20 protein-coding genes are annotated in these 16835 nt (G+C 34.6%); all 20 read left to right on the top strand.

The annotated features are described in order from the left end of the window. The first annotated feature begins 8 nt into the window (after positions 1–8). Complete coding sequence (gene murD, locus R4B61_RS04400; RefSeq protein ID WP_413627070.1) at positions 9–1382, top strand: UDP-N-acetylmuramoyl-L-alanine--D-glutamate ligase; 1374 nt, start codon at positions 9–11, stop codon at positions 1380–1382. A gap of 2 nt (positions 1383–1384) precedes the next feature. Continuing rightward, positions 1385–2488: an undecaprenyldiphospho-muramoylpentapeptide beta-N-acetylglucosaminyltransferase gene (gene murG / locus R4B61_RS04405; protein WP_413627071.1), complete on the top strand. Its 1104-nt coding sequence runs from the start codon at positions 1385–1387 to the stop codon at positions 2486–2488. Between the two features lie 21 nt (positions 2489–2509). Beyond that, positions 2510–2653, top strand: a complete 144-nt coding sequence (locus R4B61_RS04410; protein ID WP_413627072.1) for a hypothetical protein — start codon at positions 2510–2512, stop codon at positions 2651–2653. A 27-nt stretch (positions 2654–2680) separates the two neighbouring features. Further along, positions 2681–2848, top strand: a complete 168-nt coding sequence (locus tag R4B61_RS04415) for a PolC-type DNA polymerase III N-terminal domain-containing protein (protein WP_413627073.1) — start codon at positions 2681–2683, stop codon at positions 2846–2848. Beyond that, positions 2809–3315, top strand: coding sequence for a cell division protein FtsQ/DivIB (locus tag R4B61_RS04420; RefSeq protein WP_413627074.1), 507 nt, complete (start codon positions 2809–2811; stop codon positions 3313–3315). The genes R4B61_RS04415 and R4B61_RS04420 overlap by 40 nt, the downstream gene beginning before the upstream one ends. A gap of 90 nt (positions 3316–3405) precedes the next feature. Then, a complete protein-coding gene (gene ftsA / locus R4B61_RS04425; protein WP_413627075.1) occupies positions 3406–4767 on the top strand; it encodes a cell division protein FtsA in 1362 nt (453 codons plus the stop codon). Between the two features lie 17 nt (positions 4768–4784). Next, positions 4785–5966 (top strand): cell division protein FtsZ, encoded by a 1182-nt coding sequence (gene ftsZ, locus R4B61_RS04430; RefSeq protein ID WP_413627076.1) that lies wholly within the window; start codon positions 4785–4787, stop codon positions 5964–5966. 21 nt (positions 5967–5987) lie between these two features. Further along, positions 5988–6413 (top strand): cell division protein SepF, encoded by a 426-nt coding sequence (locus R4B61_RS04435; protein ID WP_413627077.1) that lies wholly within the window; start codon positions 5988–5990, stop codon positions 6411–6413. Beyond that, complete coding sequence (locus R4B61_RS04440) at positions 6394–6678, top strand: YggT family protein (RefSeq protein ID WP_413627078.1); 285 nt, start codon at positions 6394–6396, stop codon at positions 6676–6678. The genes R4B61_RS04435 and R4B61_RS04440 overlap by 20 nt, the downstream gene beginning before the upstream one ends. A 1-nt stretch (position 6679) precedes the next feature. Beyond that, a complete protein-coding gene (locus tag R4B61_RS04445; protein ID WP_413627079.1) occupies positions 6680–7471 on the top strand; it encodes an RNA-binding protein in 792 nt (263 codons plus the stop codon). A 12-nt stretch (positions 7472–7483) separates the two neighbouring features. Continuing rightward, positions 7484–8155 carry a DivIVA domain-containing protein gene (locus R4B61_RS04450; protein WP_413627080.1) on the top strand — a complete coding sequence of 224 codons (672 nt, stop codon included), beginning with the start codon at positions 7484–7486 and terminating at the stop codon, positions 8153–8155. Between the two features lie 196 nt (positions 8156–8351). Beyond that, positions 8352–11153 carry an isoleucine--tRNA ligase gene (gene ileS / locus R4B61_RS04455; RefSeq protein WP_413627081.1) on the top strand — a complete coding sequence of 934 codons (2802 nt, stop codon included), beginning with the start codon at positions 8352–8354 and terminating at the stop codon, positions 11151–11153. Positions 11154–11207: 54 nt separating this feature from the next. Then, positions 11208–11408 carry a cold-shock protein gene (locus R4B61_RS04460; protein ID WP_413627082.1) on the top strand — a complete coding sequence of 67 codons (201 nt, stop codon included), beginning with the start codon at positions 11208–11210 and terminating at the stop codon, positions 11406–11408. A 45-nt stretch (positions 11409–11453) separates the two neighbouring features. Continuing rightward, positions 11454–11999, top strand: a complete 546-nt coding sequence (locus tag R4B61_RS04465) for an NUDIX hydrolase (protein ID WP_413627083.1) — start codon at positions 11454–11456, stop codon at positions 11997–11999. Between the two features lie 9 nt (positions 12000–12008). Next, the gene (locus R4B61_RS04470; RefSeq protein ID WP_413627084.1) at positions 12009–12275 is read left to right on the top strand and encodes a hypothetical protein; all 267 of its coding nucleotides are present in this window, start codon (positions 12009–12011) and stop codon (positions 12273–12275) included. 14 nt (positions 12276–12289) lie between these two features. After that, entirely contained in the window at positions 12290–12979 is a 690-nt protein-coding gene (locus R4B61_RS04475) for a 5'-methylthioadenosine/adenosylhomocysteine nucleosidase (protein ID WP_413627085.1), read from the top strand. A 19-nt stretch (positions 12980–12998) separates the two neighbouring features. Beyond that, positions 12999–14159 carry a cysteine desulfurase family protein gene (locus R4B61_RS04480; RefSeq protein ID WP_413627086.1) on the top strand — a complete coding sequence of 387 codons (1161 nt, stop codon included), beginning with the start codon at positions 12999–13001 and terminating at the stop codon, positions 14157–14159. After that, positions 14159–14500: a hypothetical protein gene (locus R4B61_RS04485; protein WP_413627087.1), complete on the top strand. Its 342-nt coding sequence runs from the start codon at positions 14159–14161 to the stop codon at positions 14498–14500. The genes R4B61_RS04480 and R4B61_RS04485 overlap by 1 nt, the downstream gene beginning before the upstream one ends. Positions 14501–14579: 79 nt before the next feature. Then, on the top strand, positions 14580–15485 hold the full coding sequence (locus tag R4B61_RS04490; RefSeq protein ID WP_413627088.1) for a hypothetical protein: 906 nt from the start codon (positions 14580–14582) through the stop codon (positions 15483–15485). 143 nt (positions 15486–15628) lie between these two features. Beyond that, entirely contained in the window at positions 15629–16753 is a 1125-nt protein-coding gene (mnmA, locus tag R4B61_RS04495; RefSeq protein ID WP_413627089.1) for a tRNA 2-thiouridine(34) synthase MnmA, read from the top strand. The last annotated feature ends 82 nt before the right edge of the window (positions 16754–16835 follow it).

Here is a 16835-nt window from a genome sequence, read left to right on the forward strand (position 1 = left end):
ACTTCCTTTTGAAATTGATTGATTCATATAAAAATAAGAATGTATTGGTATTTGGAGCAGGTTTGAGTGGAACTAATGCTGCCAAATTATTAATCAAATTGGGAGCAAATGTGACCCTCACTGATGGTAAAAAGTTGGAAGAAATTACTGACCATCAAGAACTATCTGATTTAGGGGTGAACATCGTTGCCGGTCAATCACCACTATCTCTTTTAGATGGAACTGACTTAATGGTGAAAAATCCAGGAATTCCTTATGACGTAGCCTTAGTAAAGGCTGCGGAGGAAAAACAAATCCCTATCATTGTCGAAGTCGAATTGGCAAGTGAAGTTGCAGAAGCACCGATTGTAGCGGTTACCGGAAGCAATGGGAAGACAACCACAACTACGATGATTTCAGAGATGTTATCTGCTGGTAAATCTGCAGGAACTGCTTATAAGGCTGGTAATATTGGAATTTCAGCAACACAAGTAGCTGAAAAGGCTACTAAAAACGATGAAATTGTGATGGAAGTTTCTAGTTTTATGTTGTTAGGAATTACTAAATTTCATCCAAAAATTGCTGTGATTACCAATATTTTTGAAAATCACCTAGATTATCATAAAACTAGAGAAAACTATGTAAACGCAAAATTAAATATTACGAAAAATCAGGATGAAAAAGATTTCTTAGTGATTAATTTTGATACTGCTGAATGGCGCAAATTAAGCGAAAGAAGTCGGGCACAAGTGGTGCCATTTTCTGCTAACGGTGAATTTAAAACCGGTGCCTATCAATTAGCTGGTAAACTTTATTACCAAGACGAATTTATAATGGATGCTACTGATATAAGAGTTCCCGGTGAACATAACGTTGAAAATGCCTTGGCAGCAATTGCAGTTGCCAAAATTTCAGGAGTTGCAACCAGCAAAATTGTTAAAATCCTCAAGAACTTTGGGGGAGTAAGACATCGTAATCAGTACGTACTAACTGCTAACGGACGTCAGTTCTATAATGATTCTAAAGCAACTGATATTGAAGCAACCCAAATGGCAATTGAAGGCTTTAAACAACCGGTGGTGTTAATTGCCGGTGGTCTTGATCGAGGATACACTTTTGAAAAGTTGGAAAAGGATTTTCAGGAGCATCTTTCAGGAATTGTACTTTACGGACAAACGCAAAAATTGCTGGAAAAATCGGCAATTGCGGCTGGTATCAAAAACATAAAATTAGTAGATAACTTGGATGAAGCAGTTCCGGTTGCTTATGAGATGAGCAAACCGGGAGATATTGTTCTCTTATCACCAGCTAATGCCAGTTGGGATCAGTTTGCTAGTTTTGAAGAACGTGGTGATCAGTTCATTAAAGATGTTGAAAAAATAACTGGAAAAAAAGAGGAGTAGTCATGAAAATTATCGTTTCTGGTGGTGGAACTGGTGGACATATTTATCCAGCACTTTCATTGGTTGAAGCTTTACAAGCTCAAGATAAAAATGCCGAAGTTTTATACGTTGGTTCTGAAAGAGGATTAGAGAAAAACATTGTCCCAGAAAAAGGCCTTGAGTTTAAGGCACTCAAAATCCAAGGCTTTAAACGGAGTCTTTTTACTACCTATAACTTTAAAACCGTTTATTTATTTTTAGAGAGCGTTAAAAAAGCTAAAAAAATAATTCGTGATTTTAAACCGGATGTAGTTGTTGGAACAGGTGGCTACGTTTCTGGCGCTGTTTTATATGCAGCAGCTAAAATGGGAGTTGCAACTGTAATCCACGAACAAAATAGTGTAGTCGGCTGGACGAATAAGTTTCTCAGTCGTTATGTTGATAAGATTGGGATTGCGTTTGATGATGCTAAAAGTCAATTTCCAGAAGAAAAAGTTGTATTTACTGGAAACCCCAGAGCTCAGCAAGTAGCAAACATGCAAAGTAATTTTTCTTGGACAGAGTTAGGCTTAAAAGATGAAGTTCCGACCGTTTTAATTTTTGGTGGAAGCCAAGGAGCTTTAAAGATTAATCAAGCATCTGTTGAAGCAATTCCAGAATTTAATCAAAAGAAATATCAAGTGGTTTTTGTAACTGGAAATAAGCGTTTTGCTGGCGTTGAGGCACAACTTAAAGACGTTACGTTAAGTGATAACGTGAAGGTATTACCATATATTTCAAATATGCCAGAAATTTTACCTAAGGTTGATTTGATTGTAGGAAGAGCTGGAGCTACTAGTTTAGCCGAAATTACCGCGATGGGAATTCCTTCAATTTTAATTCCCAGTCCTTACGTTACAGCTGATCATCAAACTCGAAATGCCATGAGCTTGGTTAAAAAAGAAGCTGCTATCTTAGAAACTGAGGAAGACTTAAATGGTAATTCCTTAGTGAAAAAGGTCGATTTATTGATGAATAATGATGAACGTCGCATTAAAATGGGAGAAAATGCCAAATTAATGGGAGTTACTGATGCGGCTGATCAACTATTAGAGGTTTGTAAAACTGCAATTAAATTACACGAATAATTAAATTAACAGGTGGTTTATATGAATGATAATCATAAGCCCAATTATGGTTTGAGCGACCAACATTTAGAAACATACATTGAAAAAAAAGAAAACCTAATAGTCGATTTCGAGTCGGAAGAAAAAACAAAAAAATTAAAAAACAAAGAAGAAGGCAGATGCTAAAAAAGGTTCTGCCTCTTTTAGTAATTTTTGTTTCGGTATTACTTTTTTTTAGTTACCAAGCTTCTTCTTACAGTAAAGTTAACCAGATTTTATTTACACAAAAAGACCAAACGGTGGTTAATAATTTTCCGGTTAAAAAAGGTGATTCAATCGAGATGGTTAAAAAAAACCAAAAACGCATTGAGAACTTTTTAAAGGAAAAGAATCCTAAAATAAAGTCGGTGAATTTGGTTTGGAAGAAACATAATCAATTAAACGTGAACGTTAAATTTTTTGATTTCAATGCTTATTTAGAAAAGGACCATCAGTTTTATCCATTTTATATCAATGGTCGCCAAGATAATCAGGCAGAAAACGTTAATACTTTAAATAATGTGGTTATTTTAAAGGGGTTTGATGATTCAAATGAGATGAAAAATATTTTAGAAAAATATGAAAAATTACCAAGTTCAACGAAGAAATTGATTAATACGATTGAAAAACAAAATTCTAAGTATGAAACGGGAAAACTTAAGATAAGTTTAAAAGATGGTAATCAAGTATTACTAAAAACATCGCAAATTACCACTAAGATGGGATACTATTTAGGAATTAAAGAAACGCTAAAAAGAAAAAGTTTAATTAATCTGGAATATGGTGCTTATTCTACGCCAATCCAGTGATTTAGACTTTTTAAAAAATAAGCAACTATGGTAAACTTAGGGTATTAAAAGCTAAATTAAAACATTTGGTAATCAGGAGGTTCCGAAGGTATGAATGAATCAGATATTTATGTTGGACTAGATATCGGAACAACTTCAATTAAGGTAATTGTTGCCCAATATGTAGATGGACAAGTTAACGTAATTGGAGTCGGAAACGAAGAGTCAGCTGGCGTTAATCGTGGAATAATTGTAGACATTGATAAAGCTGCCCAAGCAATTAAAAAGACAGTTTCACAGGCAGAAACCAAATCTGGCTTTGAAATTAGTCGTGTAATTGTTGGATTACCAGCGGATAAAATTGCAATTAGTAATTGTTCTGGAATGATTAATTTAGATGACAGTACAAAAGAAATTAATAATCAAGATATCGCAAATGTAGCTCGAGCTGCAATTTCTAATAATATTCCCCAAGAGTCAGAATTAATAGATTTAATTCCTAGTGAATTCAAAATTGATGGTTTTGATCAAATTCCAGATCCTCGTGGAATGCTAGGGTCACACCTTGAACTGGAAGGACGGATAATTACTGGTCCTAAAACAGTTGTTCATAACGTCAAGAAGGCAGTTAGCCGAGCTGGACTTAAGCTGGATTTAGTGGTGGTTAACGCCGAAGCAGAAGGTAAAACAATCCTTAGCGAGCCAGAACAAGATTTTGGAACAATTATGATTGATATTGGTGGGGGACAATCTACTGCTGCAATTATTCATAATCAGGAATTAAAGTATATTGATGTTGATCATGAAGGTGGTCAATTTATCACTAAAGATATTTCTGCCGTTTTAAGTACTTCTTTAAAAGATGCAGAAAACATTAAACGTGAATATGGATTTGCAGATGTTGAACAAGCATCACCTGAAAATGTTTTTGGTGTAGATGTTGTTGGACAAAGTCAACCATTGAAGATTAATGAAAAATTACTTGCTGAAATAATTGAAGCTCGTTTGGATCAAATCTTTAATCGATTGAAAGATAAGTTAGTAAGTGCTAATGCCTTGGACATGCCAGGTGGAATTGTATTAACTGGTGGAGTTGCTTCAATGCAAGGAATTGCAGAATTAGCTGCCAATACCTTTGGAGTAAACGTTAGAGTTTATATTCCAGATAAAATGGGATTAAGACATCCATCATTTTCATCAGCATTGTCTCTAGTTAATTATGCTAGTCAACTTAGTGAAATCAAACGAGTAGTTAGATCTGCCTTTGATGAAGATTTTTATCTTGCTGAAGATACTAATGTCGATTCCTCTGATGACTTTGAACCAATGCAAGAAAATTCTCAACCTAGTGAAAATGACGAAGAAGAAAACGAGTCTGATGGTGGAGGACTTTTTGCTTCATTTAGAAGAAATAAACAAGATAAATCTAAGAAAAAGGGTTCTGGATTTGCCCTTAAGAACTTTTTTGAATAAATGCGGAGGTTAAATTAATGGATTACTCAATGGATCAAAATGCTAACAATGGCGCAACCATCAAAGTTATTGGAGTTGGTGGTGGTGGTGGAAACGCCGTAAACCGAATGATTGAAGATGGAGTAGAGGGAGTAGAATTCATTGCTGCTAATACTGATGTTCAAGCATTAAATGACTCTAAAGCTGAGATTAAGATTAACTTAGGACCTAAGCTTACAAAGGGTCTTGGTGCTGGATCAAACCCAGAAGTAGGAGCAAAAGCTGCCGAAGAAAGTCAAGAAGACATTTCAAACGCTCTAAAAGGTTCTAACATGGTATTTGTTACGGCCGGAATGGGTGGTGGAACTGGAAACGGTGCTGCCCCAATTATTGCTAAAATTGCCAAAGGTATGGGTGCACTAACCGTTGCGGTAGTTACCCGTCCATTCACATTTGAAGGACCTGATCGTGCTCATAATGCGATTGAAGGTTTAGATGCGTTAAAACAAAACGTGGATACAATGGTGGTTATTTCAAATAACCAAGTTCTAGAAATGGCTGATAAGAAGACGACCTTCATTGGTGCTTTACATGATGCTGATAATGTTCTTCGTCAAGGTGTGCAAGGTATTTCAGATTTAATTACTAGACCAGGATACATTAACCTTGATTTTGCCGATGTGACAACAATTATGAAGGATAAAGGAACTGCCTTGATGGGAGTTGGTACTGCCAGTGGTGAAAACCGTGCGGCTGAAGCAACTAAGAAGGCCATTAATTCTCCATTACTTGAAGTATCAATTGATGGGGCCAAACAAGTTCTATTAAATATCACTAGTGGTGAATTAGGTATCTTTGAAGCCCAAGAAGCTGCAAATATTATTCGCGATGCTACATCAGATAGTACCAACTTAATTTTTGGTACTTCTGTTGATGAAAACATGGGTGACGAAATTCGAGTTTCTGTTATTGCAACTGGAATTGATGATGATTCAAATCCAATTCAAAGTTCAAGCTCATTAAATACAGCTACTCCTAAAAATGGACAAGTAGTTGAACCAAATCATCAAAGTGGTAAGAGTGCTCAACCTAAAGATCAACGATTTGAAAACGTTGAAAAAAAGGAATTTGAACCATTTAAACCAAAAGCAAATGATACTGAAGCTGACGACCAAAATGATGACATTCCACCATTTAATTTTAAATATCGTAATAATTAATTTGACGGTTGGAGGTTAAAAATGGCGAAAAGTATCTTTAATAGTTTTTTTGGAATGCCAGATGAGTCAGAGATTGAACAAAATGATAAGCAAATGGGAAATCGGATAGCTAATCCTAGAAAGGTTCTACCAATGACTGAAAGTCATATTCCAGAAAGTAAGATTACCATTGTAGAACCACGAATTTTTTCAGATTCCAGAAATATTGCAAATAACTTAATCAATGGTGATGCCATTTTAATCAAAATGGAAAATGTTGATGCAACAACTACCAAACGAATATTAGACTTTTTAAGTGGAGTTCTTTATTCAATTAAGGGCGATATGCAACAAATTGATGAAAAAGTATACCTATGTGCACCCAATAACTTTGTGGTAGATGGCAATTTAAAAAAGAAATATAACAATTACTCGGAGAATTTAAAGAATGATTATACAAATAATTAGTTTAATAGGATATTTACTTAGTCGACTAATCGATTTATACATTTTTTTAATTGTTATTTATTGTCTATTAAGTTGGATTCCCAGTGCTGCTAATTCTAAATTTGGTTATTGGATTGCAAAAATAGTTTATCCTTATTTACGCTACTTTGAATCACTACAAATTGGAATGATTGGACTAGGTCCGATGCTGGGTGTAATTGCATTGTGGTTTATTCAATACGGAGTGATTGGGATTACCAACATATTGATTGGAATTCTAGCTTAAAATGGCAATTAGTGAAAATATTCAACAACATTTTCGTAAAAGTGAAATTCCCTTTTTAAGGGTAGCTAGTGATTGGATTGAACAAGCAAATAATGAATATCGGCCCATTTTAACTGGTTTTTTAAATAACAGGGAGATCTTTCTTTTAAATACCTTAATTAATCGTTATCCTAATTTGAAATTAGAAGCTAACGGTGGATATCAAGGGGCAGAAATGAAACGAGCTCTGATATTTCCAGATTATTATGCTCCGAGCGTTGAAGATTATGAGATTGTTCCAATTCAGATTCAGTATCCGGTTAAGTTTGCGAAGCTTAAGCATAACCAAATTCTTGGTACTTTAATGGGAAGCGGAATTGAAAGAAACGTGATTGGGGATATCATCACTGATGGTGAACAATGGAATTTCTTAGCTCAAAAAAATATGAGTGTTTTCTTGAAACAAGAAGTAGATCATATTGGGAGAGTCAAAGTAACTCTAAATGAAATTCAACCGACACAATTAATTAAAAGTAAGAACGAATCAGTTTTAATCAATTTAACGTTATCTTCATTACGTTTAGATATTGTGGTGGCTTCAATTTTTAATGTCTCTCGCAGTATTGCTAAAGGGTTAATTATGCATGATAAGGTTCGGCTTAACTGGTTTACATATAATAAACCTGATAACGAAATTTCTCTGCATGATATGTTATCCGTTCGTGGATATGGACGTGCCCGTTTAACTGCCAATAATGGATATTCTAAAAAAAACAAAAATAAGGTAGAATTTGAAGTAATTAAAAATAAATGAGGAGGGTTTTCCATGGTTTTATCAGCAGAAGATATTCATATGAAAAAATTCACTACTAAGATGAGAGGTTACAATATTGATGAGGTTAATGACTTCCTCGATCAAGTAGTTAAAGATTATCAAATTTTAAAAGATGAAAATGAACAATTAAAAACATCTTTAGATAAAAATGTGAAAGAATTGAGCTATTACAATGATCTTAAAAATTCACTTAATTCTTCAATTTTAGTTGCTCAAGAGGCTGCGGATAATGTTAAAAAGCAATCAACTCGTGACGCTGAAGAAATCATTGCCACTGCAAAAGATAAGGCTAACCATGTAATGGAAACAGCCAAAGCTGAAGCAGAACAATTGATTAGTGATCGAGCTGAACAAGTTTCTAACATTGATTTAGCAACCAATGATTACGTTGAACAATTAAAAACGTTCAAGCAAAAGATGGTTGGTATGTTAGAAAGTCAACTCGACTTTGCTAAATCATCTGATTGGGCAGATCTGCTTGATAAAGATAATTTGAAAAAGCCAGAATCATTTACGTCCGTAGAAGAAATGCTTGACAATTATACAAAGCAGAGTGTAAACTCAGAATCAAATCTATCTTTACCAGCGGGTAAAAGTGAAAGCAAGTATGAAATTCCAACTTCTTTGATTTTACCTAATGGTGAGGTGAGAATTTTATATTAAAGATAGCAAGCTAGTTAAAAAACAATAGCGAATTAGGATGCGGTGAAAGCCTAATAGTCACTTTTAACTAGTAGATCACTTTAATAATATTAAAATAAGAAACAATGAGAGAATCAATTAGATTCTAAAATTGGGTGGTACCACGAAGATCTCGTCCCTTGTTGACGAGGTCTTTTTGTATTTTAGGGGGTAAATTATGAGAATAAAAGATACACTAAATTTAGGTAAAACTAAATTTAAAATGCGTGGAAATCTTCCTGTCAAAGAATTAGAAAGAGAAAATCTTTGGGAAGAAAATCAACTTTATCAACAACGACAAAAATTAAACGAAGGTAAGCCTTCATTTGTTCTTCATGATGGTCCTCCATATGCTAATGGTGATATTCACATGGGTCATGCGATGAACAAGATTACTAAAGATATGATTGTTCGTTACAAATCAATGAATGGGTTTAGATCACCTTATGTACCTGGTTGGGATACACATGGACTACCAATTGAACAACAATTAAAAAAGGCCGGATACGACCGTAAGCAAATGACTACTAATGAATTTAGAAAACTATGTCATGAATATGCTTTAAAACAAGTTGATCGCCAACGTGACGAATTCAAGCGTCTGGGAATTCAAGGTGATTGGGATAATCCTTATCTTACTTTAAAACCAGAATATGAAGCTGCTGAAGTGCGTGTATTCGGTAAAATGGCTGAAAAAGGTTTAATTTACAAGGACTTAAAACCTGTAATTTGGTCATGGTCTTCTGAATCAGCATTAGCGGAAGCAGAAATTGAATATCATGACATCGAATCGCCATCTGCATTCTATGCTGAAAAGGTTGTTGACGGTAAGGGTGTTCTTGATAACGACGACACTTACATGGTGGTTTGGACTACTACTCCATGGACTATTCCGGCTTCAGGTGGAATTACCATTTCTGCTGATTTTGATTATGCTGTGGTTCAACATGATGACGATCCTAAGAAGTACGTTATTGATACTGAACTATTAGAAAAAGATGCTGAAATGTTTGGTTGGAGTAACGTTAGAATCGTCAAGACCGTAAAAGGTGCTGAACTTGATAACGTGATTGCGGAACATCCATTTGACAGCAGTCGTAAGCTAATTACTATGTTAGGTGATTTTGTTACCAATGATGCAGGTACTGGTCTAGTTCATACCGCTCCTGGATATGGTGAAGATGATTACAACATTGGTAAACAATATGGTCTTCCAATTTTTGCCCCAATTGATAATAAGGGACGCTTAACTAAAGAAGCCGGTGCTGATTTTGATGGTGTTTTCTATGAAGATGCCAATGAGATTGCCCTTAACAAGTTAAAAGAAGCTGGTCAATTAATTTACTACATGCCATATACTCATAGTTATCCATTTGATTGGAGAACTAAGAAGCCGGTTATTTATCGTGCAACTCCACAATGGTTTGCATCAGTAGAAAAAATCAGACAACAAATCTTGGATCAAATTGAAACGGTTAACTTTAACCCTAGTTGGGGTAAACAAAGACTTTACAATATGATTAGAGATCGTGGTGACTGGGTAATTTCACGTCAACGTGTCTGGGGTGTTCCATTACCAATTTTCTACGCAGAAGATGACACTCCAATTATGACCAGAGAAGTTACTGACCATGTGGCTGACTTATTTGCCAAATATGGATCAGATATCTGGTTTGAACGTGAAGCCAAAGACTTGCTTCCTGAAGGCTTTACTAGTGAACACTCACCAAACGGTAAATTCACTAAAGAAACTGATATTATGGACGTTTGGTTCGATTCTGGATCATCTCACCAAGGGGTGCTTGCAGAACGCCCAGAGTTAACTTATCCTGCTGATCTTTACCTAGAAGGTTCCGATCAATATCGTGGTTGGTTTAACTCTAGTTTAATTACGAGTGTTGCCTTTGACGGTGTTGCACCTTATAAGAATCTATTATCACAAGGATTTACCCTTGATGGTAAAGGTCATAAAATGAGTAAGTCACTCGGAAATACCATTGCTCCAGCTGATGTTATTAAACAAATGGGAGCCGATATTATTCGTCTCTGGGTAACTACTGTTGATACCTCTGCTGATGTTCGTGTTTCAATGGGTAACTTTAAAACGGTTGGTGATTCTTATAAGAAAATTAGAAATACCGTTCGTTACTTGTTAGCTAATACCAGTGATTTTGATCCAGAAACTGATTCAGTTAAATACGAAGACTTGAACTCAGTTGATCAATACATGATGATTCGATTAAATGAATTAATTGAAAATGTTAAGAAACATTTCGATAATTATGAATTTATGTCAATTAACAAAGAATTGATGCAATTTATCTCTGTTGATTTATCAGCATTCTATCTTGATTTTGCTAAAGATATTTTATACATTGATAAAAAAGATAGTCACGAACGTCGTTCAATGCAAACGGTTATGTACCAATCACTAGTTGCATTAACTAAGTTACTAACTCCAATTGTTCCTCACAGTACTGAAGAAATCTGGAGCTTCTTAAAAGAACCAGAAGAATTTGTACAATTAGCTGAAATGCCAACTGCTAAACACTTTGCTAATGAAGCAGAAGTTAAGGCAGAATGGGAATCATTCTTGAAGTTACGTAAGGATGTTTTAAAAGCGATGGAAGATGCCAGAAATGATAAAGTGATTGGTAAACCATCAGAAGCTAAATTAACATTGTTCGTGGACAATGAAGTGAAAGATTTATTGGCTAAACTAGATGTTGATATTGCTCAAATTTTAATGGTTTCTCATCTAGATATTAAATCAATTGCAGCTGCTGAAGATAATGTTTCTACCTTCGGTGATAAATTAGCAATTGAAGTTGATCACGCCGATGGACATGTTTGTGAACGTTGTCGTTTAATTAAAACTGATGTGGGTAGCGATGATAATTATCCTGATTTTTGTGCTCGTTGTGCTAAAATTGTTAAAGATAGTTTCCCAGAAACTGCCACAGAAGGATTTGAAGAATAAAAATAAAAATCGGGATCTAATCCCGATTTTTTATTGTTTTAGGAGAAATTAAAAATGGAAGGTACAATTAAAAGTTACGATCGAATGAAGGGATTTGGATACATTATTGATCCTAATGGAAATGATGTTTTTATGCATATTACTGGAGTCATTTCCGGAACGCCCAAAGCAATTGAAGTTGGAGATAAAGTTCAATTTGTAAAAGCAAAAGGACTTCATGGATTTCAAGCTGCTAAGATTGAATTAGCTAGATAAAATATTCTATAATTTAGAGGTAGTTATTTTAATGGAGGCGATGGCATGGATTTAAGAGAAACAGAAATTAAAAGTGATTTAAAGTATGATGGAGAGATTATTCGAGTTGAACAAGAAACAGTCAAACTAAGTAATGGTGAAACTGCTCATCGAGATATCGTTCATCATGCTGAAGCAGTCGCAATGCTTGCTATTACCAGTGATAACAAAATGATTCTCGAAAAGCAGTGGCGAGAACCTGCCAAATCTGTTTTAATTGAAGTTCCAGCAGGAAAATTAGATGAACGAGATAAGGGAAATGAAATTCATGCTGTTCAACGAGAAATGAATGAAGAATGTCGTTATCATGCGGAAAAGATTAAAAGAATTTATTCTTTTTATACCTCAAGTGGTTTTTCAGATGAATACATGTATTTATATTTAGTAACTGGATTAACTCCCGTAAAAAATGAATTGCCTAGAGATGATGGCGAATTTTTACAGTTAGAAGAATATACACTGGCTGAGGCTAAGGAATTAGTTGCTAGTGGTCAGATTGAAGATAGTAAAACAATCATGGCAATTCAATATTGGGAACTAATGGAAAAATAGGTTATAGAAATGAATAATGATGAACAATTTGATGGGATGACCAGATCACAGTTTCGTAAGCACTCACAAAAACAAAATGAGAATGTCTCAAGTGATGATAATCCTCAATTTAATAATGAAACTGATGAGGGGTTTGAATCACTACAAGGAAGTCGTGCCGAAAGAAATACTGCCGAATATAAACAAAAGCAATTAGGAAAGAAACTAAATATTGCAATTATTGTCTTAACACTATTATTGATTTTAGTACTAGGAATTATGCGATTCGTAGGCTAGGTATGGAGGAAATTATGAAAACTTTTGGAATTATTTGTGCCATGGATGAAGAAATTAAAGAGTTAAAGGCGGCTCTGCAAGATGAAACTGAAGTTAAAGTCGGTGAAGTAACTTTTTACCAAGGTAAAATTAGCGATAAAGAAGTTGTTTTAGTAAAATCTGGAATTGGTAAAGTTGAAGCTGGAATTACTGCCGCATTGTTACTTACTAATTTTGATATTGATGTAATGATTCATTCCGGATCAGCTGCAGGAATTGGTAAAGGATTAAAAGTGGGTGATATTGTAATTTCAACTGAAACTGCATATCACGACGTTGATTGTACAGCTGATAGCCAAGCAATCGGACAATTACCTAACCAACCAGCTCGTTTTACTGCCGATGAAGAATGGGGTAAAAAGATTGGGGAAGCATCAAAAGATAATGGGTTAAACGTTCATTATGGTTTGATTGTAACTGGAGACCAATTTATTGCTGGTAAAGAAATGATTGATAAAATTGTAGGAAACTTCCCAGATGTATTAGCTGGTGAAATGGAAGGTGCCGCTGTAGGTCAAGTTGCTAACCAATTTAAGGTCCCATATGTCGTAGTTCGTGCCATGTCTGATACTGGTGACGAAAATGCCAACCAAAGTTTTAATGAGTTTATCGTTGAAGCAGGAAAGCAATCTGCTCAAATGTTATTAAATCTATTTGCCAAATAAAAATTAAGAAGGAATTATAATGACTGAAATTTATTTAGATAATGCAGCAACCACTCCTGTTTCAGACGAAGTATTAGCTGAATTAACTGATAAATATAAAAATATGTATGGAAATGCTTCAACATTATATGGTTTAGGGAGAGAATCCAAGGCTGTTTTAGAGGATAGCCGCCATGTAATCGCCAGAAGTATTAATGCGGATGACAATGAAATTGTCTTTACAAGTGGTGGTAGTGAAAGTGATAATACGGCAGTTATTAGATCTGCTGAAGCACAAAAAAAGTTAGGTAATCATATTATTACAACTGCAGTTGAGCATGAAGCAATTTTAAAACCAATGCATTATCTGGAAGAACACGGATTTCGGGTAACCTATTTACCAGTTGATGAAAAGGGACAAATTTCTTTAGATGATTTTAAATCCGCATTAGATGATGAAACGATTTTAGTTTCAATTATGTCAGTTAACAATGAAGTGGGTAGCATGATGCCTATTCATGAAATTGGAGAAATATTAAAAGATCATCAAGCTTGGTTCCATACTGATGCTGTTCAGGCATATGGGTTAACCGATATTGATGTAAAAAGAGACCACATTGACTTGTTATCAACTTCAGCCCACAAAATTAACGGACCTAAGATGTTAGGATTTTTATATCGTAAAGATGGATTGAAGTTTACGAGTTATATTTTGGGTGGAGATCAAGAAGAAAAGCGTCGCGCTGGAACTGAAAACGTTCCTGCAATTGCTGGTTTTGCAGCTGCAGTTAAGACGTTAACTGCTGAAGAAAAGCAAACTAGACACGCACGCTTTATCAAGTTTAAACAGCAAATTGTTGCTGGTTTTACAGAAAATGAAATTGATTTTGCAATTAACGGTGCTCTTGATGATCAAACTTCTCCACACGTATTGAATCTTTGGATAAAAGGGATTTCAACTTATGTGATGCAAAATAACCTAGACTTAGATGGTTATGCAATCTCTGGGGGTTCAGCATGTACTGCCGGTAATTTAGAACCATCGCATGTTTTAATTGCAATGTTTGGTAAAGACAATCCCCGCATTAGTGAGTCAATTAGAGTTAGTTTTGGACGCTACACTTCTGAAAGTGATATTGCTGGTTTTGTTACCGCCACCGCTAAAATTATTAATCGTTTAAAGAAAAGAAGGGGTCAATAATGGCATTTAAAGAAGTTACTTTGAAGGGTGATCAGGTTAAATATCGTTTAAGCCCTGAAATTAAATTATTTACTCTTAGTGATCTAAACTTTATTAAAACTAGAAATGGCAATTTCGAATTAAAGCAATCACTGGATCCAATGGAACCATATTTAAAAAAAGCCATTAAGTTAAAAATTATGATTAGTAGTGATTTGAAGAGTTTCCGGATGTCGGTCGTTGATGGTTCAGAACTAAAAGCTGTTGATATTTTTAGTAATGATAAATTTAACGCTGAAAAAGAACAATTTTTATTTTATATGGATAACTTCATTGAACGAAAAATTTTTATAGCAGATTAAAAAGTCTTATTTCGATAAGGCTTTTTTTATTTTGTTTATTAAGAAAAAAGTTTTATTATAATATTAAAGTGGTGATTAGATGGAAATAAAGAAACTATGGCGGGCTACCATATACCTAAAAAATATAGATAATTCTAATAAAAATATTTCAAAAAAACAGAAACGAAAGGCCCAAAAAAATAGAATAATTAGAAAAAATGATATTTCTAAAATTTATGATTATTTCAAAGAGAAGCATCTACCTAAAACCTTAGTTTTAAGTAGTGACGAAATAATAAATCAAGTTAGTTTTACTGTAAACCAAAAAGAGAAGTCATTTTTAAAAAAAGCCGCTAAGGAAACCCAAGTGTTTGATTTTTATACGATTAGAATGTCTGATAATGAAGTTAAAGAAAAAACACAAAAAGTAGCTGAAATAATTGAAGAATTAAAAGCAGTTAAACAAAAGAAAAAAGATGAGAAATTAGAAATGGATAAACAAAATAATGATAATGATGAAAAGGAAAAGGTTATCATTTACTCAAGACAAAATAAGCAGCCAGTTAACGAGGAAAAGCATTTCTCAGATTTATTAAAATCATTTTGGTTTTGGGTTGTCGGCATTCCCGTTTTTCTATTTGTTTTCCAAATCAATATTTTTAAGCTTCCACCAATTAGTTGGTTCTTTTTACCTGAAAGTGGTGACTTTAATCCAAACATTAGTAAATTTTTGCGTTCAATTATGTTTGGAATGAATATTCAAATCTTTGTGGGAGTTTTAGTTGCACTGTGGTTTCTTAATTCAGAATATAATCCATTACGGAAGTATTCAGAAATTTTGGTGTTAAATAAATACATAACAATTGTTTTATGTTTGTGGGTAATTCCTTACTTACTCTATAATATTGTATTTATTTTGGTGTTGGCATTTGGATTTGGTTTATTTGCTTTTATTGATTCACTTCCATCTGGGTATGATCGAGGTGGAGGAGGTTGGTTCTTCTAACGATTCAACCATTCAATTAGATGATAAATCAATAACTTAAACACTTGCATGCCGGGTGTTCTATATCGTATGATAGTAAGTACTGGAATTACGACCTTCAAATCGTGGATTTCTGAATCTATTAGAATGATGGTGATATTTATATGACTGATAACAGCAAAACTCGAGTTGTTGTTGGAATGAGTGGTGGAGTTGATTCTTCTGTCGCTGCTTATTTATTAAAGAAACAAGGGTACGACGTAATTGGTGTGTTCATGAAAAACTGGGATGACACTGATGATAATGGCGTTTGTACCGCAACCGAGGATTTTAAGGATGTAGCTCATGTTGCTAACCAAATTGGGATTCCTTACTATTCCGTTAATTTTGAAAAAGAATACTACGATCGCGTCTTTACGTATTTCTTAGATGAATATCGGCGGGGAAGAACTCCTAATCCCGATGTTTTATGTAATACCGAGGTTAAATATAAAGCATTCTTGGACTACGCAATGGACCTAGGTGCCGACTATATTGCAATGGGACACTATGCCCAGTTGACTAGAGATGAAAATGGTAAAAATCATTTAATTCGTTCAACTGATTTAAACAAAGACCAAACTTACTTCTTGAGTCAGCTATCTGCTAAACAATTAGATAAAGTAATGTTTCCAATTGGAGGCATGACTAAACCAGAAGTACGAGAAATTGCGCATGAAGCAGATTTATACGTTGCTGATAAAAAAGATTCAATGGGGGTTTGTTTTATCGGACCCAATAACTTCAATAACTTTTTGAGTAATTATATTCCGGCTAAAGCTGGTAAAATGATGACTTTTGATGGTGAAGTTAAAGGTGATCACGTTGGTTTGATGTATTACACCATTGGACAACGGAAGGGATTAGGAATCGGGGGAGATGGTCAAGATAATCGTCCTTGGTTTGTAATTGGAAAAGATCTTTCCAAAAACATCTTGTATGTAGGAAAGGGTTATGAAAATCCACACCTTTACGCTGATTACCTAAAGGCTTCAGACGTTTCATTTGTCGATGGAAATACTCGTGGACAAGACTTTAAGTGTACAGCCAAGTTTAGATATCGGCAGACAGATGTGCCGGTTACGGTTCACTTATCCGATGATGAGCAACGGGTACAAGTTGATTTTGATGAACCAGCAAGAGCAGTTACTCCTGGACAAGCAGTTGTCTTTTATGACGGTGATGAATGTTTAGGATATGCAACTATTGATGCTGCTTTTAAAGATGATAAAGAATTACAATACGTATAAAGAAAAGCCTGACGGTTGTCGGGCTTTTTGCTTATCAATAATTAAACTGGCATAATAGGATTAGATTAAAAATAGGGTGGAT

Origin of the sequence: Fructilactobacillus vespulae, from assembly GCF_047324295.1 — a bacterium.
Classification (GTDB): domain Bacteria; phylum Bacillota; class Bacilli; order Lactobacillales; family Lactobacillaceae; genus Fructilactobacillus; species Fructilactobacillus vespulae.